This window comes from Nocardiopsis halotolerans DSM 44410, assembly GCF_000341065.1.
GTDB lineage: Bacteria > Actinomycetota > Actinomycetes > Streptosporangiales > Streptosporangiaceae > Nocardiopsis > Nocardiopsis halotolerans.
This window is the reverse complement of record NZ_ANAX01000060.1, coordinates 1-21957: the sequence shown is the minus strand read 5'-3', so window position 1 is coordinate 21957 and position 21957 is coordinate 1. Positions and strand designations below refer to the sequence as shown.

At 72.2% G+C, this 21957-nt stretch carries 19 protein-coding genes; 14 read left to right on the top strand and 5 right to left on the bottom strand.

Going from position 1 to position 21957, the window contains the following annotated elements; all coding sequences use genetic code 11:
* The first annotated feature begins 97 nt into the window (after positions 1–97).
* A complete protein-coding gene (locus tag D455_RS0104915; RefSeq protein ID WP_017569651.1) occupies positions 98–1213 on the top strand; it encodes an FKBP-type peptidyl-prolyl cis-trans isomerase in 1116 nt (371 codons plus the stop codon).
* Positions 1214–1417: 204 nt separating this feature from the next.
* Positions 1418–2524, top strand: a complete 1107-nt coding sequence (locus D455_RS29235) for a methionyl-tRNA formyltransferase (RefSeq protein WP_040684455.1) — start codon at positions 1418–1420, stop codon at positions 2522–2524.
* Between the two features lie 81 nt (positions 2525–2605).
* Here the strand turns inward: D455_RS29235 and D455_RS0104905 are convergent, their stop codons facing one another.
* On the bottom strand, positions 2606–2965 hold the full coding sequence (locus D455_RS0104905; RefSeq protein ID WP_026122326.1) for an ArsR/SmtB family transcription factor: 360 nt from the start codon (positions 2963–2965) through the stop codon (positions 2606–2608).
* A 314-nt stretch (positions 2966–3279) separates the two neighbouring features.
* On the opposite strand from D455_RS0104905, the gene D455_RS0104900 reads away from it, so the two are divergent.
* Entirely contained in the window at positions 3280–4452 is a 1173-nt protein-coding gene (locus tag D455_RS0104900) for an MFS transporter (protein WP_051064578.1), read from the top strand.
* A 67-nt stretch (positions 4453–4519) separates the two neighbouring features.
* Here the strand turns inward: D455_RS0104900 and D455_RS0104895 are convergent, their stop codons facing one another.
* Positions 4520–5626 carry a DUF3866 family protein gene (locus D455_RS0104895; protein WP_017569647.1) on the bottom strand — a complete coding sequence of 369 codons (1107 nt, stop codon included), beginning with the start codon at positions 5624–5626 and terminating at the stop codon, positions 4520–4522.
* A 98-nt stretch (positions 5627–5724) separates the two neighbouring features.
* Between D455_RS0104895 and D455_RS0104890 the strand changes: the two genes are divergently transcribed.
* The 5 genes from D455_RS0104890 (at position 5725) to D455_RS0104875 (ending at position 9984) form a co-directional block, all read left to right on the top strand.
* Complete coding sequence (locus D455_RS0104890) at positions 5725–7776, top strand: helix-turn-helix transcriptional regulator (RefSeq protein ID WP_017569646.1); 2052 nt, start codon at positions 5725–5727, stop codon at positions 7774–7776.
* Between the two features lie 60 nt (positions 7777–7836).
* Positions 7837–8022, top strand: a complete 186-nt coding sequence (locus tag D455_RS32515; RefSeq protein WP_083922141.1) for a hypothetical protein — start codon at positions 7837–7839, stop codon at positions 8020–8022.
* 66 nt (positions 8023–8088) lie between these two features.
* The gene (gene tatA / locus D455_RS0104885; RefSeq protein ID WP_017569645.1) at positions 8089–8418 is read left to right on the top strand and encodes a Sec-independent protein translocase subunit TatA; all 330 of its coding nucleotides are present in this window, start codon (positions 8089–8091) and stop codon (positions 8416–8418) included.
* A gap of 183 nt (positions 8419–8601) precedes the next feature.
* Positions 8602–9453, top strand: a complete 852-nt coding sequence (tatC, locus tag D455_RS0104880) for a twin-arginine translocase subunit TatC (protein WP_017569644.1) — start codon at positions 8602–8604, stop codon at positions 9451–9453.
* Positions 9454–9558: 105 nt separating this feature from the next.
* A complete protein-coding gene (locus tag D455_RS0104875) occupies positions 9559–9984 on the top strand; it encodes a DUF397 domain-containing protein (protein WP_017569643.1) in 426 nt (141 codons plus the stop codon).
* Positions 9985–10105: 121 nt separating this feature from the next.
* Here the strand turns inward: D455_RS0104875 and D455_RS0104870 are convergent, their stop codons facing one another.
* A complete protein-coding gene (locus D455_RS0104870) occupies positions 10106–11080 on the bottom strand; it encodes a sporulation protein (protein ID WP_017569642.1) in 975 nt (324 codons plus the stop codon).
* Positions 11081–11509: 429 nt separating this feature from the next.
* On the opposite strand from D455_RS0104870, the gene D455_RS0104865 reads away from it, so the two are divergent.
* Together D455_RS0104865 and D455_RS0104860 are read left to right on the top strand one after the other, a co-directional pair.
* A complete protein-coding gene (locus D455_RS0104865; RefSeq protein WP_017569641.1) occupies positions 11510–12406 on the top strand; it encodes a diacylglycerol/lipid kinase family protein in 897 nt (298 codons plus the stop codon).
* Positions 12407–12418: 12 nt separating this feature from the next.
* Positions 12419–15262, top strand: coding sequence for a DEAD/DEAH box helicase (locus D455_RS0104860; protein ID WP_017569640.1), 2844 nt, complete (start codon positions 12419–12421; stop codon positions 15260–15262).
* 204 nt (positions 15263–15466) lie between these two features.
* Here the strand turns inward: D455_RS0104860 and D455_RS0104855 are convergent, their stop codons facing one another.
* Positions 15467–16522, bottom strand: coding sequence for a LacI family DNA-binding transcriptional regulator (locus D455_RS0104855; protein WP_017569639.1), 1056 nt, complete (start codon positions 16520–16522; stop codon positions 15467–15469).
* Positions 16523–16824: 302 nt separating this feature from the next.
* On the opposite strand from D455_RS0104855, the gene panD reads away from it, so the two are divergent.
* The 4 genes from panD to D455_RS0104830 all read left to right on the top strand — a co-directional run bounded on the left by panD (position 16825) and on the right by D455_RS0104830 (position 20514).
* A complete protein-coding gene (panD, locus tag D455_RS0104850; RefSeq protein ID WP_017569638.1) occupies positions 16825–17229 on the top strand; it encodes an aspartate 1-decarboxylase in 405 nt (134 codons plus the stop codon).
* Positions 17230–17493: 264 nt separating this feature from the next.
* The gene (locus tag D455_RS0104845; protein WP_026122324.1) at positions 17494–17751 is read left to right on the top strand and encodes a hypothetical protein; all 258 of its coding nucleotides are present in this window, start codon (positions 17494–17496) and stop codon (positions 17749–17751) included.
* A gap of 95 nt (positions 17752–17846) precedes the next feature.
* Positions 17847–19145 (top strand): MFS transporter, encoded by a 1299-nt coding sequence (locus tag D455_RS0104840; protein WP_017569636.1) that lies wholly within the window; start codon positions 17847–17849, stop codon positions 19143–19145.
* Between the two features lie 484 nt (positions 19146–19629).
* Positions 19630–20514 carry a DUF4352 domain-containing protein gene (locus D455_RS0104830; protein WP_017569634.1) on the top strand — a complete coding sequence of 295 codons (885 nt, stop codon included), beginning with the start codon at positions 19630–19632 and terminating at the stop codon, positions 20512–20514.
* Between the two features lie 108 nt (positions 20515–20622).
* Here the strand turns inward: D455_RS0104830 and D455_RS0104825 are convergent, their stop codons facing one another.
* Complete coding sequence (locus tag D455_RS0104825; RefSeq protein WP_026122322.1) at positions 20623–21483, bottom strand: (2Fe-2S)-binding protein; 861 nt, start codon at positions 21481–21483, stop codon at positions 20623–20625.
* Between the last annotated feature and the right edge of the window lie 474 nt (positions 21484–21957).

The following is a 21957-nucleotide window of genomic DNA, read 5'->3' as shown; positions in this document are numbered from 1 at the left end:
CGGGGCCGCGGGTTTCGTGATGTTTCGGGGGGTGGTTGCGGTCCTTCTTTTCGGTAGTGTGACGTTGTCCCAAGCCGGAAATCAGAGGTTGTGCCCCATGCACCGACGTGCCGCCGCCCTCGCGGTGCCGCTGACCGCGATCGCCCTGACGGTCTCAAGCTGCGGAAACATCCCTCAGGAATGGCGTACTCCCGCCTTCATGCGTATGGGGGAGGAGCAGCTCGACCCGCGGCTCCCCGCCGTCAGCGGAGAGGTTGGTGAGGAACCCGAGATCACCTTCCCCGACGATCAGCCCCCGACCGAACAGGTCACGGGCATCGTCAGCGAGGGATCGGGCGAGAACGCCCTGGTGCGCTCCGACGACCTCCTGATCGCCAACGTCGTCCAGTACCAGTGGACCGGGCCCGGTGAGGGCGAGCAGGTGGAGGGACAGTCCAGCTACGAGACCGGTGCCCCCGACATCATCCGCATGGCGCAGATGCCCGAGGAGATCACCAACGTACTGGTCAACAATCCCGTCGGCAGCCGGGCCGTGTTCGTCTTCCCGCCGTTGACCGAGCAGGAGCGCCAGCAGGCCGAGATGTCGGGCCAGCCGGCCCAGGAGGGCGCGAGCGTCCTGGTCATCGACCTGATGGACCGCTTCAACAAGGGTTCGGTCGTGTCCGGGGAGCAGGCCACCAACGGTGGTGACGGGCTGCCCACGGTGACGCAGGAGGGCCACAGCGAGCCCACCATCGAGATCCCCGACACCGAGCCGCCCGAGGACCTGGAGACCGTCCCGCTCATCGAGGGCGACGGCGCCGAGGTCGAGGAGGGCCAGCAGGTCATCGTCCAGTACACCGGTGTCCGGTGGGAGGCCGACGAGAACGGCGACCACCCGGTGTTCGACTCCACGTGGAGCCGCGGCGGCGACCCCTTCGACACCACGATCGGCGCGGGTTCGGTCATCGAGGGCTGGGACGAGGGCATCGTCGGTCAGCGGGTCGGTAGCCGTCTGATGCTGGTCGTTCCCGGTGACATGGCCTACGGGGAGACCGAGGAGGAGGCCATGGGCGCCCCGGCGGGGACGCTGGTCTTCGTCATCGACATCCTGGGCGCCTACGACAACCCGCCCCCGGCCGAGTCGCCCGCCGAGGGCGGGGAGGGCTCCGGGGGTGAGGGGGGCTCCGAGGAGTCGCCCGCGCCCGAGGACGGCGGTGGGAGCGAGGAGTAACCCCTTCCGGCGCGCCCGAGCGCTCCAACGTACGGACGCCCCCGTGGGAGGACCCGCGGGGGCGTCCGCGTGTGCGGGGAAGACGGGGCGCGCGTCCCCGCGCGTGGACCCCCGATCCGGACACGCCCGGGTACCGCGTTCCACTGTCGGTCCCCGGCCGGTGCGTAGAGTCGGGAGCATCGGTTGACATGCGAGGGGGTGCTGATGTCAGACCGGCGGCGCTACTGCTACGTGTCCGGACTGGGCCTCGGCGTGCCGGCACTGGAGGAGCTCTGCGCACAGGGCCGTCCGCCGAGTCTGGTGGTGTCCTACCCGGCCGAACTCGCCCACCGTTCCGGGTACCACGACTACGGCACCATCACCGCCCAACTCGACCTGCCGCATCTGCGCTCCGCCGACGTCGCCTCCGACGAGGTGCGCGAGGCCCTGGCCACCCACGACATCTCCCTGATGGTCGTCGCGGGCTGGTCGCAGCCGGTCCACGACGACGTCCTGTCCTCCCTGGAACTGGGCGGGGTCGGACTGCACCCCGCGCCGCTGCCGGTCGGGCGCGGCCGGGCCCCCATCCCCTGGACGATCCTGCGCGACATGCGCTCCAGCGCCGTCACCCTCTTCCACCTCGGCGGGGAGGAGCACTGCGGCGACATCGTCGACCAGAGGTGGTTCGACGTGCCCTCGGACATCACCGCCACCGGCCTCCACGAACGCGTGGGCCGTATCCAGGCGGAGTTGCTCGTGCGGCACCTGGACGACCTCCTGGAGGGAACCGCGCCCCGGCGCAGGCAGACCGGGCACGTGTCGGTGTGGCCGCGCCGGCGCCCCAGCGACGGCCACCTCGACCTGACCGCCTCGGGAAGCGACGTGGACCGGATGGTGCGCGCGCTCGCCGACCCCTATCCGGGGGCGTTCGCGATGTTCGGCACCGCCCGGATCACGCTGTGCGCGGGCCGCCTGGCCGACGGGATCCGCGGCGGGGCGCCGGGGCAGGTGGTCGCGACGGGGAAACGGCGGGAGTGGGGCATCACCTGCGGAGACGGAACGGTGTTCGTGCCCGAGGCGCTGCGCGTGGACGAGGGGGTGCGCGCCGAGCCGACCTCGCTGGGCATGTTCCGGCCGGGCACCTTCTTCGAGGCGCCCTCCCAGCACATGTTGGAGGGGGTCCGGGGGACGCCCGTGCTCGGGCATGCCCCGGGCGGGACGCACGGGGCCGTGCCTGCCTCCCGCAGCGCTCCGGAACTCACCGAGGAGTCCGATGCCGGCTCCGAACCCGATGTCAGGTCGGGTGACCCCAGCCCGGCCGACCAGCGCTGATCCGCCACCGGATCGGAGCGGTCGACCGGTGGCCGCCTCCGGCGGGGCGTCGTGGCCCCGTGACCCGTGTGGCCGTTCCGCTCAGTCGTGGAAGGGCTCGCCGGTGATGACGTGGTCGGCGTGGTTGAGCGCCTCCAGGACGAGTCGGCGCAGGTGGCCGTCGCGCAGTCGGTAGATCGAGTGCCGGGACCGCCTGCGCGACTCGACCAGCCCGGCCAGGCGGAGCTTGGCCAGGTGCTGGGAGACCGCGGTCCTTGAGGCGCCGCAGGCCTCGGTCAGTTGCCCCACGTCGGCCTCGCGTCCGGCCAGGAGCCACAGCAGGTGGAGCCGGGTGGGGTCGGACAGCAGGGCGAACACCCCGGCGGCCACGGCGAGCTGGTCGGGCTCGGGCGGGTCCGGGTGGAACCGGCTCACCGGGGTTTCCTCGTCGCTGCTAGGCATGTGCGCAGTCTAGGGGGCGGGGTCCGCCCATCCCCGCCCGTGACCGTCAACGGACGGCCTCCGGACGCGGTGCTCGCCCTCTTCGTCGCCCTCCACCACCCCTTGGGTGCTCACCGCGCCCGCCCCCACCCGCGGCGCCTCCCCGGCGAGAACATCCGCCCCGTCCCCTCACCCCCTTGCGGTGAACGGCCCTCATCCATCTAATATATGTGCGCAAGTATGCACATATGTGTTCCATGGAGTGGAACCCCTCGAACGGACGGGTGGTGGATGCGGTGCGGCGGCTGCTGGCGGCCCCAGGGCCCTATCGCAGGATGTTCTGTGCCCAGGTGGTGGCGCTGGCGGGAACCGGGCTGGCCACGGTCGCCCTGGGACTGCTCGCCTACGATCTGGCCGGTGACCGGGCCGGTCAGGTGGTGGCCACGGCGCTGACGATCAAGATGGTGGCCTACGTGGCGGCGGGTCCCCTGCTCACGGCGGTCCTGGGCCGGTTCCCGCGCCGCGCGGTGCTCGTGGGCTCGGACGCCGTACGCGCCCTGGCGGTGGGCTGCCTGCCGTGGGTGGAGCAGGTCTGGCAGGTGTACGTCCTGATCGCCGTCCTCCAGTCCGCCTCCGCGGCCTTCACCCCCACCTTCCAGGCGATCATCCCCGAACTGGTCGACGACGAGGGCTACACCTCGGCTCTGGCCCTGTCACGCCTGGCCTACGACCTGGAGGCCCTGGCCTCGCCCCTGCTGGCCGCCGCCCTGCTGCTCGCCGTGCCCTTCGACGGACTGTTCGGGTTGACCGCCCTCGGCTTCGTCGTCTCGGGGCTGCTGGTGGTCACCACGTCCCTGCCCGCGGGAAGGACGGCGGACCAGGGCAGCCGCATGGCCGGAGCCGTCGCCGGATGGCGCGTGTTCGCGACGGACGCGCGTCTGCGTGCCCTGATGCTGCTCAACCTCGCGGTGGCCGTGGTGACCGCGTTGGTCCTGGTCGACACCGTCGTCCTCGTCCGCGCGCGTCTGGGCGGCAGCGACACCGGGGTCGCCCTCCTCCTGGCGTGCTTCGGCGCCGGTTCCATGGCCGTGGCCCTGCTACTGGGGCGCCTGGTCACCCGGTTCGGAACCCGGATGCTGATGCTCACCGGGCCGGTGGTCGCCGCAGCCGGACTGGCGGTGACCGGTGCGGGCTGGGCCTGGCAGCCGAACGCGGTCGTCCTCGGGGCGGGATGGCTGGCCCTGGGCGCGGCGTGCGCGCTGGTGTCCGCACCCACCGGTCGGCTGCTGCGCGAGGCCGCGCCCGAGGGAGGCCTCGCCGGGATGTTCGCCGCCCAGTTCTCCCTGTCCCACGCGTGCTTCCTGGCCACCTACCCGCTGGCGGGCTGGGCGGGCGCCCAGGACCCGGCCATGGTCCTCGCGGGCGCGGCCGTGGTCACCGCCGGGTGCGCCGCCATGGCCGTGTGGTCGTGGCGCCCCGATCCCGTCGACTCGGTGAAGGTGGACTGAGCCACCCGTGCCGCCTGCGCCTTCCGTGCCATCCGGATCCCCGCGCCCCCGGAAGCGCCCGCACCACCTACGACAGTCCGGCCGCGTGACGGCCCGCCGCCGCGGCGCTCAGGAAGGCCGCGCGGTCCTCCTCCAACCCCCGGCCCATCGTCGACACCTTCACCGGAAGCGCCCGCACCGCGTCCTCCAGCCCGTCGACATCCACCTCCACCAGGGTGTGCCGCCCGGCCAGAGCCCCGGCCTGGACGCGCACACGCTCGCCGAACACCCCCGGCAACAGCGGCACCACCACCTCCGCGCGCGCCAGCGCCACCCGCCCGTAGGCGGTCATGCTGTGATGCGACACCCCCCGGTGCCGGTCACGCGTGTCGGCCTCGCTCACCCGCAGCGACGCCACCGGGCGCCCGCCCAGCACCGCCGTCGCGTTCACCGCCTCGCCGCACGCGACCCCCGAGAACCCCCACGGCGTCCCGGTGCCCAGGTTGCCCGGCCCCTGGCACACCACCGCCACGTCCGCGCCCAGCACGTGCCGGGCCGCCAGCAGCCCCGAGTGCACGGTGACCGCCTCCAGATCGCCGCCGAAGGACTGCCCCGTGGTCACACACCCCGCCAGCAGCCCCTCCTCGCGCAGCGCCCCCACCAGCCGGGAGAACGCCGCGGGCAGCGCACCGCCGTCCAGCATCACGTTGACGATCCTCGCCCCGGGCCGCCGCGCGCGCACCCCGGCCACCACCGCGGGCAGCGCCGAGTGCAGGTCGGCCACCACCACCGGCATGCCGTCCACACCCTCCGCCGAGCGCAGTACCCCGTGGTGCGGCGACCCCTGTTCGTCGGCACCCAGCACGGTCGCCTGCAACGGCGTGTAGCGGGCCTTGACCAGGNNNNCGGGCAGCCGGTCGGGCACGGCCACCACCAGCGCGTACCCGCCCGTCCCCAGCCCCAGGTCCAGGGCGCCGGTGTTGAGCAGTACGGTGTCGCCCTCCTCGGGGGAACCCACCAGGTCGGTGTAGGCCAGCGCGCGGCACGTCACCGGCTCGCCACCGCTCCCACCACCGCGTCCTCCGGCCCCGTCTCCCACGCTGGTGTCGGGGGGTTCCACCGCCACCGCGCACAGCACGACCCCCGGCCAGGAGGGGAGGATCTGACGGACTTCGCCACGGCGCCACCGGATCATGGAAGGCACGGTACCGTCGTTGCTGAACCGGCGCAGGGGCGACGCGCCAACGCCCGCCCCGACCGGTCCATCCACCACGGGCGAGAAGGGTGCGGACGATGTCGCGCAGGAAGACGGAACGACAGCTGAACCTGGTCATCTGTCTGTTGTCCACGCGTCGCCACCTGACCGCGCAGGAGATCAGGAAGACGGTGCACGGATACGCCGAGGCCGAGACCGAGTCGGCCTTCAAGCGCATGTTCGAGCGCGACAAGCGCGAACTGCGCGACAGCGGTATCCCCATCCAGGTCGGCACCGGCGACGCGATCAGCGGGGAGGAGGGCTACCGCATCTCCCGCTCCGACTACGAGCTGCCCGAGATCGAGCTCCTGCCCGACGAGGCCCTCGTCCTGGGGCTGGCCGCCCGCGCCTGGCGGCACGCCTCCCTCGGCGAGGCCGCCGCCAACGCCCTGTTCAAACTCCGCTCCGCCGGGGTCCCCGTCGACAGCGAGGCCGCCCCCGGCCTCACCCCCGCCATGCGCACCGACGAGCCCTCCTTCGGCCCCGTCTGGCAGGCGGTGCGCGACCGGCGCCCCATCTCCTTCGACTACCGCAAGCCCGGCCAGACCAGGGGTGAGACCCGTGAGATCGAACCCTGGGGCGTCGTCAACCTGCGCGGTCACTGGTACGTGGTCGGCCACGACCGCATGCGCGACGCCCGCCGCGTCTTCCGCCTGGGCCGCATCCGCGGTGAGGTGACCGTCCTGCGCGGCGGCCCCGACGTCGTCGTGCCCGAGGGCGTCGACCTGCGCTCGGTGGTGGCCGGGCAGAGGGGCGAGTCCGAGCGCACCGCCGTCCTGCGGGTGCGCACCGACTCCGCGCACGCCCTGCGCCGCAGCGCCCTGCGGGTGGTCCCCGGCGAGCGCGACAGCGCAGGCGCGGGCTGGGACACCCTCACCCTCCCCTACACCGACACCCCCGACCTCGTGCGGCGCGTGGCCTACTTCGGTTCCCGCGCGGTCGTGGTCGAACCCGAGGGGGCCCGCGACGCCATGATCGCGCACCTGGCGGCCACCGCCGAGGCCGAGCCCGTCACCGGGGCACCCGACGGTCCCGGCACCGCCGACGACTCCGACGCGCCCGCACGCGGCCCGCGCTCGGCCGACCAGCTGCGCCGCCTGCTCATGCTCGTCCCCTACGCCCTGGGCCGGGACGTGCGCGTGCCCGAGGTGGCCAGCCACTTCGGGCTCAGCGAGAAGCAGGTGGTCGCCGACCTCAGCCTGCTGTGGATGTGCGGCCTGCCCGGCTACACCCCCGGCGACCTCATCGACGTCGACCTCGACGCCGCCAAGGAGACCGGGGAGATCATCATCGGCAACGCCGACACCCTGGCCCAGCCGCTGCGCCTGACCGCCGACGAGGCGGCCAGCCTGGTCGTGGGACTGTCCCTGCTGGAGGCGCTGCCCGAGACCGGGGGACTGGAGGTCGGCGCCCTCAAGAGGGTCGGTGAGAAGTTGCGCGCCGCCGCGGGGGCCGCCCTGGGGTCCCTGGCCGACTCCGTCCAGGTGCGTCTGGAGGGTGACGAGCAGGTCGCCCAGACCCAGCGCCGCTGCGCCGACGCCCTGGAGTCGGGCCAGCGCCTTCACCTGCGCTACCTGTCGGGCTACCTGGACCAGGTGACCGAGCGCGACGTGGACCCCATGGGGCTGGTGGTCCAGGACGGCTACCCCTTCCTGGAGGGTTACTGCCACCTGCGCCGGGACGTGCGCCTGTTCCGCCTGGACCGGGTCCTGGAGCTGACCGTGCTGCCCTACGCGGCCGAGGTGCCCGAGGGGGTGGGCCGACGCGACCTGTCCGGTGGCGTGCTCCAGCGCTCGGACCGCGACGCCGAGATCGTCCTGGACCTGGAGCCCACGGCCCGCTGGGTCACCGAGGACTACGTGTGCGAGTCCGTGTCCGAGTTGCCCGGGGGAGGGGTCCGCGCCACCCTGCGCACCCCCGCTCCGGCCTGGGCGGTGCGACTGGCGTTGCGCCTGGGGCCGCAGGGGCGTGTGGTGGCTCCCGTGGCGCTCGCGGAGGAGGCCCGGGCCGAGGCGCGCAGGGCGTTGGAGCACTACCACGCTTCCCAAACCTCCGGGAAATTGGTCGAGACCACTTCGTCGCCTGAGTGAGGCCCAGACGTTCACCCGGGGTCGGGGTTCGGGTCATGTCGGAAGGGATAGGGTTACAGGGTGATCGTCCTCGCTGTCCTGTTCGGTGTGGTTGCGGCCGGGTCCGTCGCCGCCGGTGTCCTCGCGCTGCGTGTACGCCGTTCGGCGAAGGTGCTGTCCGCGGCGGTGGCACGGGCGTCGGACGAGTACCGGACAAGCAGCGCTGACCTGCGTGAGCGTGTCGGCCCAGGTGGTGCGGGGCCGTGATGGACCCGCGTCCGAATACGCGTACCATCGAAGGCGCTTGGTCGCGCCCCACAGAGAGGTAGAACCATGGGACCGTTCAACGGACCTACCATCGCCATCCTCATCATCCTGGCGATCCTGCTCTTCGGAGCCAAGAAGCTTCCGGATCTGGCCCGTTCCCTGGGGCGTAGCGCGCGCATCCTCAAGGCCGAGGGCAAGGGCCTGGTCGACGAGGACAACGACTCCGAGGAGAAGGCGGACGCCCAGAACCAGCAGACGTCCCAGCAGAACGCCTCCGCGCAGCAGCACCAGCCGCAGCAGCCGCAGCAGAACCAGCAGGGCTACCCGCAGCTGCCTCCCGGCCAGCGCATCGTCAACGAGTCCGGCGAGACCACCAACCACACCTACGGCAGCTAGCCCGGCGCGGGCACACGGCCGGAGCGCGACACCGGGCCCCGCGGCGCGCCGCACCGCGCGACGCGGCCCCGACGGGCACCGGTCACCAGGGCGGCCCCGCCGACCGGCGCGGGCCGGAGGAGCGAGCGAGAAAGTGACCGCACGATGAGTCCACGTGGCCGGGCGGCCAACCCAGAGGCCCGGATGCCCCTCATGGACCACCTGCGCGAGCTGCGCAACCGCCTGGTCAAGGCAATGATCGCCCTGGCGTTGGGCTGCGTGGTCGGCTACCTGGTCTACGACCTGGTGTGGGAGTTCCTCAAGGAGCCCTACTGCTCCCTGCCCGAGTCCCGCGAGATCGACGCCGAGGGCTGCTCTCTCATCGTCACGGGCCCCTTCGACGCCTTCTTCGTCGCGTTCAAGGTCTGGCTCTTCGTCGGCGCCCTGGTCTCCTCACCGTTCTGGCTGTACCAACTGTGGGCCTTCGTCGCCCCGGCCCTGCACGGCCGTGAGAAGCGCTACGCCTACATCTTCGCTCCGCTGGCCGCCGTGCTGTTCGCGGTCGGCGCGGGCCTGGCGTACTACATCACCTCGTTCGCTCTGACCATGCTCTTCGGGTTCCTGCCCGAGGACGCGATGACCTTCCTCACCATCGGTCAGTACCTGGACTACATGGTCATCATGATGGTCATGTTCGGGGTCGGCTTCGTGCTCCCGCTGCTGGTGGCCCTGCTCAACATCGCCGGGATCCTGCCGCACGCGGCCATCGCCAAGTGGCGCCGCGTCATCGTCTTCGCCGCGTTCGTCGTCGCGGCCGTCATCACCCCGGCCGAGCCGGTCTCCATGCTCGCCCTCGCCGTCCCGCTGGTCCTCCTCTTCGAGCTGGCCGAGCTGTTCGCCTTCTTCAACGACCGGCGCAGGAAGCGTGACGACCCCTACGCCGACCTGGACGACGACCAGATCTCCGAACTCGACGAGATCCCGTCCGAGCTGGACGAGACCCCTTCGGCGCTGGACGGACCCGACGTCGCGGGGGAGGGCGGAAAGCGCTCCTGAGCCCCTACGCCACGCGCTAGGGTCGGTCGGTGGGGTCGGCTGGTGGCGCCGCCCCGTCGGTCCGGGGCCCCAGACCGACGCCGGCTGTTGGGAAGAGGAAGTTCGATGAGCGAGCGGACCGAGGCCAAGCGGGAGCTCCCGCCCGAGGCCATGGGCAACGAGAAGTGGCACGACACCACCGACGCGGTCTGGATGCGGTCCTCCCTGTCCAAGGAGGAGTCCGAGGCCGTGGTCGAGGTCGCCACCTTCGACGACGGTTTCCGCGCCGTGCGCGACGGCAAGTCCCCCGAGAAGGGCACCCTGTTCTTCACCCCCGCCGAGTGGGAGGCCTTCGTCCTGGGCGCACGTGACGGCGAGTTCGACATCCCCGAGGAGTACCTCACCGAGGAGGAGCGCCGCATCCAGCGCGGCGAGGTCGACACCGAGGTCGCCTGGGTCCCCTCTCCGCTCAACACCCCCAAGGCGATGGAGGAGTACCACCGCCGCCAGCGCGAGGAGGCCGAGCAGGAGCAGGACGGGTCCTCCGAATAGCACCGGTCCGAGTCCACCGGGACGCCGTCGTGCGCGCGGCGGCGCCCCCGGGGCCGGTCGCTTCGTCGGCTCGGAGAGGCGGGGCCCGCAGGGGGAGGAACCCTCCGCGGCCCCCGATCATTCAGTCCTCCTCTTCCTCGGAGTCCTCCTCTTCCTCCTCCGCGTCGTCCTCGAACGCGTCGCCGATCTCGTCCACGACCTCGGCCGCCACGTAGCCCGCCGCGAGTCCGCCCGCGACGCCGAGCGCGACTCCGCCGAGCCCCGCGAGCATGCCGCCGCCCTCCTGCTCCCCGTCCTCCCCGTCGTGGCCGGGGTGTCCGAGGAAACCGCGGTGACGGTACAGCGCCCTGCCGATCCACTCCTCCACCAGCCGGACCCAGTCGGTCCGGTCGGCGTCGGCGTGTTCGGCCCGGAACCAGGTGAGGCGCCCTTCCGCCTCCTCGGGGAGGTCGTCGCCGTGGCGGTCGAAGGCGAGGGCCACCGACACGCCCGACGGGTCGGCGGCGAGGAGGAGTTCCACCTCCTCCACTCCGAGCTCGTGCTCGGGGGAGGGGTGGAACACCAGGGACTGGAGGAACGGGAGGTCCTGCGGGGCATCCGGTAGCGGGCGGTGTTCCACCCGGCTTTCCGAGAACGTGAACCCGAGCCGGAACATCGCCTCCATCACCCGGTCCTGGACCACCAGCGGATGGATGTGGACGCGGTCGAGGTCACCCTTGTCAGCGGCTCCGTCGACGACCACCTCGGTGCGCAGACCCGCGACCATACCGGGCAGCGGAGAACCTCCGGCCTCGGTGACCGGGGCCTGCCAGGGGACGGGGTGACCGAAGGGAACCGACAGGTGTTCCCCGGCACCCAGACTCAGGTCCGCCGACACCGGGACACGGGTGTGCTCGACACCGTCGGAGTCCTCCCCGTCCTCGGTCCGTGTGACGAGTACGAGCACGATCTCCGCGATGTCGGTGTCGGCCTCGCCGCCGGTGAGTTCGACGGTGCCCTCCAGCAGGGCTCCCGGTTGGACGTGGGGGTGCGGGACGACGGTGTCGACGGTGGGCCCGCCGACACCGAAGGCGGCGAGCAGGCGTTTGAGGACCATGTGTTCCTTCCTGGACGTCGTGTGCGCGCGTTCCCGACCGGTGATCGGCGGGGACACACGCGTGTCGAACGCCCAACGCTGCTCCGGACGTGCCGGGTTCCACGGTCTCCGGAGCAGTGCGGTGGGGGGACGTCCGCAAACACGCCGAACCCAGGAGGGGGGAAGGAACCGTGGCGGGTGCGCCGAAGGGCCTGTTGAGCGCTGTTCGGCGCGACACTCCGCGGCGGTCCTCCGACGCGCGGGGCGGGGCGCTGTGACGTGGCTGACACCCTTTGTGTGGGACCACAACACCGAGCTCCGGTGCCCCGGCGCGTGGCCGGAGCGCGCACGGACGGACCGGGCGGCCCGGCGGGTGCGGCCGCGGCACCGGTGTGGGTAATGTGGCCGTGACCTTCGACCCCGCGCCCCGTCGTTCCCGCAAGGACCCGTATGCCCCCTCACATCGCCCTCCTGGTCAACCCCCACTCCGGACGGCGCCGCGCGGCCGTCACCGCGGTACGCCTCAAGGAGGCGCTGCGCGAGGCCGGGGCCCGGGTGCACGTCTACACCGGCCGTTCGGCCGCCGACAGCCGCCGCATGGCACGCCTGGCCGCCTCCGACCGGCCCGACGCGCTCGTGGCCGTGGGCGGGGACGGACTGGTCCACCAGGCCCTCCAGGCGGTGGTGAACAGCGGGGTGCCCCTGGCCGTCGTCCCCACCGGGACCGGCAACGACATCGCGCGTGCCTTCGGCCGCCCGCGGGGATCGGCCCGGGACGTGGCCGAGGTGATCCTGCGGCGCCGCACCCGTCCCTCCGACGCCGTGCGCCTGCGTCTGGCCGACGGCACGCACCGCTACTTCCTCAGCGTTCTGGCCTGCGGGTTCGACGCCCGCGTCAACGAGCGGGTGAACGGTTTCCGCTACCGGATCGGCCGCGCCGGATACGTGGCTGGTCTTCTGGGAGAGCTGCGCTCCTTCCAGCCCATCGACTTCGAGATCGACGTGGACGGCCGCCGTATCGCCGAGCCGGGCATGCTCGTCGCGGTCGGCAACACCACCAGCTACGGCGGCGGTATGCGCGTGTGCCCCGACGCCGAACCCGACGACGGCCTGCTCGACGTGGTCTTCGTCCGCCAGGGCCCGCGCGGTCGCTTCCTGCGCCTGTTCCCCCGCGTCTTCAACGGCAGCCACACCGGTCTCGAGGAGGTGGTGGTCGAACGCGGGCGCACCGTCATCATCCGCGGCGCGGCCGGTGTCGCCTACGCGGACGGCGAGCGCGCCGGGGCGCCGCCGCTGGTCTGCGAGGCCGTGCCCAAAGCGGTCGAGATGTTGGAGCTGACCTCATAGGCTTGAAGCCCTATGAGTAGTCACGCTGAGCGGTACGCCGCCTTCCGTCGGCGCCAGGGCGCTTCCAGCGCCGCCATCGAGGCCTTCCAGAGCCTCTACGGGTTCGAGTTCGACCCGTTCCAGGTCCGGGCCTGCAAGGCCCTGGAGAACGGCCACGGGGTGTTGGTGGCCGCGCCGACCGGCTCCGGCAAGACCGTGGTCGGCGAGTTCGCGGTGCACCTGGCGCTGCGCGAGGGCACCAAGTGCTTCTACACCACGCCCATCAAGGCGCTGTCCAACCAGAAGTACAACGACCTGGTCAAACGCTACGGCGCCGAGCAGGTCGGACTGCTGACCGGGGACAACAGCGTCAACGGTGAGGCGCCCGTGGTCGTCATGACCACCGAGGTGCTGCGCAACATGCTCTACGAGGGCTCGTCGACCCTCGGCGGGCTGGCCTACGTGGTGATGGACGAGGTGCACTACCTCGCCGACCGGTTCCGCGGCGCGGTCTGGGAGGAGGTGATCATCCACCTCCCCGAGTCGGTGCGCATGGTCGCCCTCTCCGCCACCGTCAGCAACGCCGAGGAGTTCGGCGAGTGGCTCCAGCAGGTACGCGGCGACACCACCGTCATCGTCGACGAGAAGCGGCCCGTGCCGCTGTGGCAGCACGTCATGGTCGGCAACCGCATCCACGACCTGTTCGTGGACGTCGAGGAGGAGCCCTCCGCCGACCAGAACGGGGGAGAGTCCTCCGGCGGACGCGGGAAGAAGCGCAGACGTGAACGCCGCCGCCAGGGCTGGCAGCCCCGTGAGATCGAGGTCGGCGGGCAGACGCTGCGGATCAACCCGAGGCTGACCCGCTTCGCGGAGGAGGACTCCCGCATCACCCAGCTGGCCAACCGGCGCCGCCACCCGCAGTCGCGGGCGCGCGGCAACGTCCGGCCCCGCTCCCGGTTCGCGCCGCCGTCGCGGCCCACCATCATCGAGGAGCTCGACGACGACGGGTTGCTGCCCGCGATCACCTTCGTCTTCAGCCGGGCGGGCTGCGACGACGCCGTCCGCCAGTGCGTGTCGGCCGGGCTGGTGCTCACCACCCCGGAGGAGGCCGACGAGATCCGCGAGTACGCCGAGACGCGGTGCGCCGACATCCCCGCCGCCGACCTGGCCGTCCTCGGATTCGACCAGTGGCTGCGCGCCCTGGAGGCGGGCATCTCCGCGCACCACGCCGGGATGCTGCCCACGTTCAAGGAGGTCGTCGAGCACCTGTTCTCGCGCGGGCTCATCCGCGCGGTGTTCGCCACCGAGACCCTCGCCCTGGGCATCAACATGCCCGCGCGCACCGTGGTCATCGAGAAGCTCGACAAGTGGAACGGCGAGACCCACGCCCAGCTCACCCCGGGCGAGTACACGCAGCTCACCGGGCGCGCCGGACGGCGGGGCATCGACGTGGAGGGCCACGCGGTGGTCGTGTGGCAGGCCGGGACCGACCCCGAGTCGGTGGCCAGCCTCGCGGGCACCCGCACCTATCCGCTCAACTCCAGCTTCCAGCCCTCGTACAACATGGCGGTCAACCTGGTCGGCCAGGTCGGCCGACAGCGCAGCCGCAACATGCTGGAGGCGTCCTTCGCCCAGTTCCAGGCCGACCGCGCCGTCGTCGGCCTGGTCAAACAGCTGCGCAAGAGCGAGGAGGCCCTGGAGGGCTACGCCCGGGCGGCCGAATGCCACCTGGGCGACTTCATGGAGTACGCGGCGCTGCGCCGCGCCCTGAGTGACCGCGAGGCCATGCTCTCCAAGAACCGTTCGGTCCGGCGCCGCGACGAGGCACTGGAGAGCCTGGAGAAGCTGCGCACCGGCGACATCATCCGCATTCCGTCGGGCCGCTACTCCGGGCACGCGGTCGTGCTGGACCCGGGGCTGCGCCACAACCTGCCCGCGCCCCTGGTGCTCACCGTGGACAAGCAGGTCAAGCGGGTCAACGCCAGTGACTTCACCGTGCCCGTGCACCCGTCCGGGCGCATGCGCGTGCCCAAGACGTTCTCGGCCAAATCGCCGCGTTCGCGCCAGGACCTGGCCTCCACCCTGCGCAACAAGCTCAAGGAGCGGGGGACCGAACCGGTCTACGAGCGGGGTTCACGTGGTTCCGGGGAGGACGCCGAGGTGCTGCGGCTGCGCTCGGAGCTGCGCGAGCACCCCTGCCACGGATGTGCCGACCGTGAGGATCACGCCCGCTGGGCCGAGCGCTACTTCCGGCTGCGCAAGGAGACCGACGGCCTGCGCCGCCGGGTCGAGGGGCGCTCACACGTCATCTCCCGCACCTTCGACCGGGTGTGCGGGGTCCTGGAGGACCTGGAGTACCTGTCGGGGGACAGCGTCTCCGACGACGGGACACGGCTGGCCAAGGTCTACTCCGATCTGGACCTGCTCGTGGCCGAGTGCCTGCGCCGGGGGGTGTGGAAGGACCTGACCCCGGTGGAACTGGCGTCCTGCGCCGCCGCGCTGGTCTACGAGGCGCGCCGGAACGACGACGCCTACCCGCGTATCCCGGGGGGACGGATCGAGGAGACTCTCGCGGAGATGGTGCGTATGTGGGGCGAGCTCAGCGAGGTCGAGTCCCGGCACCGGGTGTCGTTCCTGCGCCAGCCCGACCTGGGCTTCGTGTGGACGGCGCACCGGTGGGCGAAGGGCGACCGGTTGGACGCCATCCTGCGCCAGGCCGACATGCCCGCGGGTGACTTCGTGCGTACCGCCAAGATGCTGGTGGACATGCTCGGCCAGATCGCCGCGGCCAGCGGTGACACCGAGGTGCGCTCCACCGCGCGCAAGGCCGGTGACCTGGTGCGGCGCGGTGTGGTGGCCTACTCCTCGCTCACCTAGCGGGCTGGCCGAACACGTCGCCGGTGTGACACGGGAGGTCTGATCGGCGCCGATCCCGTACTCGTGGCGAGGTCGGAGCGCCGGAGCGCGCTCTGAGTACGGGACCGAGCTGCCGGGCGGCGGGCTGACGTGCCTCTCCAGCCCGCCGCCCGACGTCGAAGCGTCACGGCGAACGGGGGGCCGGGGGCCGTCACGGTCACCGCGTCAGGCGGGGCGGATCTCCCCGGACCCGCGCGCGATCAGCGAGGTGGGTACGCGTTCCTCCCGGGGAGGGCCGTCCTCGCCCGAGATGCGGGCGAAGAGCCGCCGCACCGCCAGGGCGCCGATCCGCGTCACGTCCTGGGCGACCACCGTCACCCGGGGCATGAGCAGGTCGGCCATGGGGAAGTCGTCGAAGCCGACCACGGCGACGCGCTCGTGCAGGCCGCGTTCCTGGAGGGCCTGGATGGCGCCGATGGTCACCAGGTTCTGCGCGGTGAACAGCGCGGTGGGCGGACGCCCGGAGTCCAGCAGCGCGCTGACCGCCCGCGCGGCGCTGTGGGGGTCGGACAGGCCGCGCACCACCCGGCCGGGGCGTTCGGTCAGACCGCGTTCGGCCAGGGCCGCACGGTAGCCCTCCAGCCGCTCCCCGACGGTGCTGATGGTGCGCGCGTCGCCGAGGAAGGCGATCTCGGTGTGCCCGTGGTCGATCAGGTGCAGCACCGCCTCGCGGGCTCCCTCGGCGTTGGCGGCCATGACCGCGTCGGCGGCCAGTCCGCGCGGAGGGCGGTCGGCGAAGACGACCGGGGTGCCGGTGCGGATCTCCCGGTGCAGGTAGCCGTGGTCGGCCGAGGCCGGGACCAGGAGGATGCCGTCCACCCGGTGCAGGGTGGCGGCCCGCACCAGCTCCAGTTCCCTCCGGGGATCCTCGTCCAGGCTGCCGGCGAACACGAGGGTGTCGTGTTCGCGGGCCACGTTCTCCACCGCCCGGCTCAGCGCCGCGGAGAAGGGATTGGCCACGTCCTCCAGCAGCAGGGCGATCTGCCGGGTGGATCCGTCGGTGCGCCGCAGGCTGGACGCCGCGAGGTTCGGCTGGAAGTCCAGTTGGGCGACGGCGCGCATGACACGGTCGCGCAGTTCGTCGGAGACCGTGGAGACCTCGTTGACGACGCGTGAGACCGTTTTGACGCTCACGCCGGACAGGACCGCGACGTCGCGCATCGTGGCCCGGCGCGTCGGCGCGGGCCCGGCCCGCCGTCCGCCGTCGTGGTTCGTCGACACCCGCGTCCTGCCTTTCGAGAGCGTGATCGGTCGCCCGGCACGCGGCGAGGGCGGGGACCACCGCCGGGGGAGTTCTCATTGTGCCGTCGCTCCGGCCCCGGAGCCCAGTGGATGTCGGAGTCCGGAGGTCCTTCCAGAGCGGTGTGTGGTGGACGTCACACGCGGAACACCCGGATATGCGGGGGTGTTGGGTGCGATGGAGGACCCCGGTGGCCGGAGCGGCACACGGATGGGGTCATCATGGAGGAACACGGGACCCCAGGGCCTGTAGTTCGCAAGACACCTGAAACGAGGCTGGAGCTGTGCTGCGCACCCTCATCAACGGCAAGATCCACCGCGCCACGGTCACGCAGGCCGACCTGCACTACGTCGGGTCGGTGACGATCGACGCCGACCTGATGGACGCCGCCGACATCGTCGACGGCGAGCAGGTCCACATCGTCGACATCGACAACGGCGCACGGCTGGTCACCTACGCGATCACCGGTGAGCGCGGTACGGGCGTCATCGGTATCAACGGCGCCGCCGCCCGGCTGGTCAGCCCCGGCGACCTGGTCATCATCATCTCCTACGCCCAGCTGACCGAGGCGGAGCGGGCCGAGCACGTCCAGCACATCGTGCACGTGGACCGCGACAACAGGGTCATCGCCCTGGGCAACGACCCGGCCGAGCCGGTTCCGGGCAGCGAGCTGGTCTCCGGCCGCTGATCACGTCCCGGTGCCCGTGCCGACGCCGTGCGCGTCGGCACGGGCACCGTCTCCTCGCGTCGTCCTCCCCACACCATCCCCGCGCCGCCGACCTGGTTCGCCAGGCGGTGCGGTGACCACCGCCCGCCGGGCACGCCGCCGTCGACGTGTCCGCCGGCGTCCGGTCGGGGCGTATCGGGGTGGGTGTGTTCCGGGTTCGGCAAGGGCCGCACGTCACTGGTGGTGTGGCCGGTTCCGGCCTGGTGGGTCGCCTTGGTGCCGGGTATGTCCATTCTTGGCATGGACGAGACCGCGGATGAGGAACAGCGCCGGATAGCCGAACACGTCGAATGGCAGAAGCAGGGTGCGTGGGTCGTCCTGTGGGGTCCCTACACCCGTTGTTTCTGGGCGTTCGCGTGCTGGCCGGTGGTGCCGGAGAGCGGCGTCGTCATCAGCGCGGAGGACCCGCACCTCCTGTACTCGGAGATGCGCTACGTCGAACGCGAGCACGATTTCCTCCGATGGCGCTACGGGCGCGGCTGAGGATGTCCGAAAAGGTGGGTATCCCGACATGGCCGACATAACTCTTCCGCGGTTAGGATTCCTCCGTTAGTAGGACGAATCTTGAGGATGCATCCGTGTCGACACCCATCGCTCCGCCAGAGGGAGCCCTCACCGAGCGGGAACGGGCCCGGCTCCAGCGCCGCACGGTCCTGGTCCTCATGCTCGCCCAGGTGGTCGGCGGCGTCGGCATGGGCGCCATGCTCGCCGTGGGCGCGCTCATCGCCCTCGAACTCACCGGATCCGACGCCTGGTCCGGTATGCCCACCACCATGATCACCCTGGGCGCGGCCGTGTTCGCGCTGCCCCTGGCCTCGCTGGCCGCGCGGCGGGGCCGCCGCCCGGGCCTCGGACTGGGCTGGGTGTTCGGCGCGATCGGCGGCACGGTCGTCATCGCCGCCACGGTGCTGGGCACGTTCGCGCTCTTCCTGCTGGGCATGGTGCTGGTCGGCGCCGGTACCGCCACCAACCTCCAGTCCCGCCACGCCGCCGCCGACCTGTCCTCCGAGCGCAGCCGCGGCCGCGACCTGTCCGTCGTGGTGTGGGCGACCACCGTCGGCTCGGTGCTGGGCCCCAACCTCATCGGCCCCAGCGGGAACGTGGCCGCCCTCCTCGGCCTGGACGAACTGTTGGGCCCGGTGCTGTTCACCACCGTCGGGTTCTCCCTGGGCGCGGTGCTGATCTTCGCGCTGCTGCGCCCGGACCCCCTGCGCGCGGCCACGGCCGCCCGGCCCGGAGGCGAGGCCTCCGCCGGTGCCCGGATGTCCGTGGCGCGGGTGCTGCGGGTGGTCGCGGCCAGCCCCGGCGCGCTGCTCGCCGTGGTCGGCATCGTGGCCAGCCACACGGTGATGGTGGGGGTCATGACCATGACCCCGGTGCACATGTCCCATCACGGGGCGGCCCTGACCGTGATCGGCCTGACCATCTCCCTGCACATCGCCGGCATGTACGCGCTGTCCCCGGTCGTGGGGTGGCTCACCGACCGCTACGGCCGGGTTCCGGTGCTGCTGACGGGGCAGGGCGTCCTTCTGGCCGCGACGGTGGTGTCGGGAACGGCCGGGGGCGACGAGGTCAGGGTGACGGTCGGGCTGGTCCTGCTCGGCCTGGGGTGGTCGTTCGGCCTGGTGTCCGGGACGGCCCTGCTGGCCGAGTCCCTGTCGGCCGAGGTGCGCCCCCGCGCGCAGGGGGTCAGTGACCTGGTCATGAACCTGGGCGGCGCCTCGGCGGGAGCGCTGTCGGGGATGGTGCTGTCCCAGACGGGCTTCGGAGGGCTCAACCTGTTCGCCGCCGTGTTCACCGTGCCGGTGTTCGTACTCGCCGTGCGCGCGTACCTGGCCGGGCGGAACCGGACCGCCGGGGTCTCGCGCGACGCGTGACCTCGGGCGTGCGGCCGGAAACCGCGTGGCGTACGCTCCTTCGCCCCTTCGGTCCTTTACCGGAAACACCCCGTGACCTCCACGGAGATGCGTGTCGGGGCGGTTACCGTGCAGGCGTGAGGTGTCCACCGGCCCCGGTGGGCGGACCGCGCTGACGTGAAGGGTGTTCTCAGTGTCCGATCGGGAGTCTGAGGGCGTGCCGGAGGAGCGGCCGGAACAGCGTCCGGACCCGGTGAACCACCATCCGCCGGAGGAGTGGCGTCCGGGTGATCCGGGTGATCCGATCGAGGGCGGGCCGCAGCCTCCCGGGGAACCGCCGCACCGGTTCGCCCCGCACGAATCGCACACGCCGCGACCGCCCGGGGAGGGGGAACCCGGGCGGCACGAGGCTCCGCCCGCGGGGGCGCACGCCTACCAGGGGCCGGAGGTACGGCCCCCGGGGAGCGGCCCAGCGGAGCATCCGACGGGCGCTCCCCCGGAACCGGTGACCGGCGAGCTCTCCGAGGGGCCCAGCGGCCCCGGCCAGGCCGGGTACGAGCACGCGGGTTACGCCCCCGGGTACGGGGAGTCGGACACGCCCGGGACGGGCGCGGGCGGTACTCCGCCCGGAGGCACCCCGGACGACTACAGCTCCGGTCAGGGGCCCGGCTACTTCACGGCGGGGGGCTACCCCTCGGGTCAGGGCCCGGGGTACGCGCCGGGGCCGACCGGGGGCTACGGGCAGGAGTACGGTCGGGGGTACGGGCCGGGACCCGCTGGACCGGGGCCGGGAGCCCCGGGCCACCAGGTTCCCGGGTATCCGGCCCCGGGCTACCAGGCCTCGGGGTATCCGACCCAGGGCTACCCGCCCCAGGGGGGTTACGGTCCGGCCGAGACCACACCCACTCCGTGGGGCAAGATCATCGGCATCAGCTGCGGCGTGCTCCTGCTCCTGATGCTCCTCGTGGCCGGATGCACGACGGTCGCCCTGTTCGCCGCCGGGACCGGGGACCCGGAGGTGGAGGGGGAGACCGCCCCGGAGACCGAGGAGGCGGCCGGACCGCGGATCGAACTGACCGCGTCCGAGACCGGGTTCGTTCCCGGCCCGCTCTACACGGACGGCGAGTTCACGAGCGTGGACGTCTCGGTGACGAACACCGGCCGGGAGGATGTGGAGGTCAACCCCCTCTACTTCCGGGTCGTGGACGCCCAGGGGACCGAGCACAGCACCACGCAGGCCATCGGCATGGACGCCAACGAACTCGGGGCGCGGACCCTGGAATCGGGGCAGAGCGTCTCCGGTGCGATCACGGTGGCGGGGGACGTGGACGCCGAGACCGTGGTCTTCGAGCCCTTCTTCGGCGAACCGGTGGAGGTCCCGGTCACCTGACCGGTGGCGCCGGACACGGCCGCGCGACCGTACCGGTCGTGAAGGCGCGGGGTGCTGGGGCACCGGGTTCGCGGGAGACCGCACCGGTTCCCGGGTGAGGAGGACCCCTCAGGGGGCCAGCGCCGGATCGCGCAGCCACTCCGACAGGTCCTGCTGGCGCTCACCGTCGCACTTGAGTGGGCACGTGGTGCAGTACCCGTGCTCCGGGTCGCCCTTGTAGTCGAAACAGCACGTGCCCCGTACCGCCCAGGTTCCGCGCGGGTGGTCGGGCGCGAAGGGGAACAGGCGCGGACGTCTGCGGGTCACCGCGCCCGCCTCGACCATCGCGTCGCCCAGGCGGGTGGCCAGTTCCCACGCCTGTTCGGGGTCCCGGCCCAGGTAGCGGGCCGGGTTGAGCATGTAGAAGTGCAGGGTGTCGAGCACCCAGCCCCACAGGGTGCGCCTGCCCGAGCGCGTGTGCGCGTGCAGGGCGTCGATGATCGGCTCGAAGGTGGCGAACAGGGCCTCGGCGGCCATCCGCAGCTGCGCGTCCTCGTCCTCGGCGACCACGGTGGCGGGATGGCCGACCACCGGGTCGTCCGGCAGGACCGCCATCACGGTGTCGACCGAGACGGGGGTGCCGAAGCGCGCCCGGGCGCCGTCCCAGGGCAGGTGGAGCGTCCGCGGGCTCAGCAGCGGTGCCCGGCCGGTCAGGTACAGCGACGCGGAGACCATGAAGATCGGTTCGCGCAGGGTCACCCGCAGGAAGTTGGTGGCGGCGGGGAGCCTGTGGTCGGGGCCGTGCTCGGTCCGGAGCCTGTCGTACAGGACCGGCAGCCAGCCGTCCGAGGCCATGGCGCCCGCCTGGTGGCGGTACACGGGTCCGGGAGGATCCGCGTGGAACTCCTCGGAGGAGACCAGGTCGGGCAGGGGCGCGAACTTCAGTGGCGCGCACGCGTCACGGAGCGCGTCGAGCGGATCTGGAGTCACCGCGTGCACCTGCCCTTCGTCGCGTGATGCCGTCGTGTCCGGGGGTCGTGTGGCCGCAGTGACCTCCGGTGGATGGGTGCATCTGCGCCTCTTAAGTGAGGCTACCCTAACGAGCGCGGGCCCCGCAATGAACGTCCGAAGATCCCGTGTCCGTGGGGGAGGGGCGAAGGGGCAGGTCCGAGCGCTTTCCCCTGGGGGAAGGGCGACGTGGCGCCCGTCACCGGTGTCGGTTTTGTGGAGTTTTTGCTGCTCGGGCGATGTGACACAAGTGACGAGTGGGGCCGGAGGGAAAGTTCCCCGTGTCTCTTCGGCCCCACCCGTGTCACTCGTCCTTGCCGTGGCGTCCTCGTCCCGGACGGTCCTGCGTTGTTGGTGGGCCACGCGGGGGTCGTGGGGTCCTGCTGACCCAGGGGCCGTGTGCAGGGCCCTCAGGCGGTCGCACGCGATGGCTCCGGCCCCGTGGCCGTCCTCGGG

Bases quoted from the DNA above. Each gene is read 5' to 3' on its own strand.
- D455_RS0104870 (WP_017569642.1), bottom strand. From the start codon at position 11,080: ATGGTCCTCAAACGCCTGCTCGCCGCCTTCGGTGTCGGCGGGCCCACC.
- D455_RS0104860 (WP_017569640.1), top strand. From the start codon at position 12,419: ATGAGTAGTCACGCTGAGCGGTACGCCGCCTTCCGTCGGCGCCAGGGC.
- D455_RS0104865 (WP_017569641.1), top strand. From the start codon at position 11,510: ATGCCCCCTCACATCGCCCTCCTGGTCAACCCCCACTCCGGACGGCGC.
- D455_RS0104845 (WP_026122324.1), top strand. From the start codon at position 17,494: ATGTCCATTCTTGGCATGGACGAGACCGCGGATGAGGAACAGCGCCGG.
- tatC (WP_017569644.1), top strand. From the start codon at position 8,602: ATGCCCCTCATGGACCACCTGCGCGAGCTGCGCAACCGCCTGGTCAAG.
- D455_RS0104905 (WP_026122326.1), bottom strand. From the start codon at position 2,965: ATGCCTAGCAGCGACGAGGAAACCCCGGTGAGCCGGTTCCACCCGGAC.
- D455_RS0104915 (WP_017569651.1), top strand. From the start codon at position 98: ATGCACCGACGTGCCGCCGCCCTCGCGGTGCCGCTGACCGCGATCGCC.
- D455_RS0104875 (WP_017569643.1), top strand. From the start codon at position 9,559: ATGAGCGAGCGGACCGAGGCCAAGCGGGAGCTCCCGCCCGAGGCCATG.
- D455_RS0104900 (WP_051064578.1), top strand. From the start codon at position 3,280: ATGTTCTGTGCCCAGGTGGTGGCGCTGGCGGGAACCGGGCTGGCCACG.
- tatA (WP_017569645.1), top strand. From the start codon at position 8,089: ATGGGACCGTTCAACGGACCTACCATCGCCATCCTCATCATCCTGGCG.
- D455_RS29235 (WP_040684455.1), top strand. From the start codon at position 1,418: ATGTCAGACCGGCGGCGCTACTGCTACGTGTCCGGACTGGGCCTCGGC.
- D455_RS0104890 (WP_017569646.1), top strand. From the start codon at position 5,725: ATGTCGCGCAGGAAGACGGAACGACAGCTGAACCTGGTCATCTGTCTG.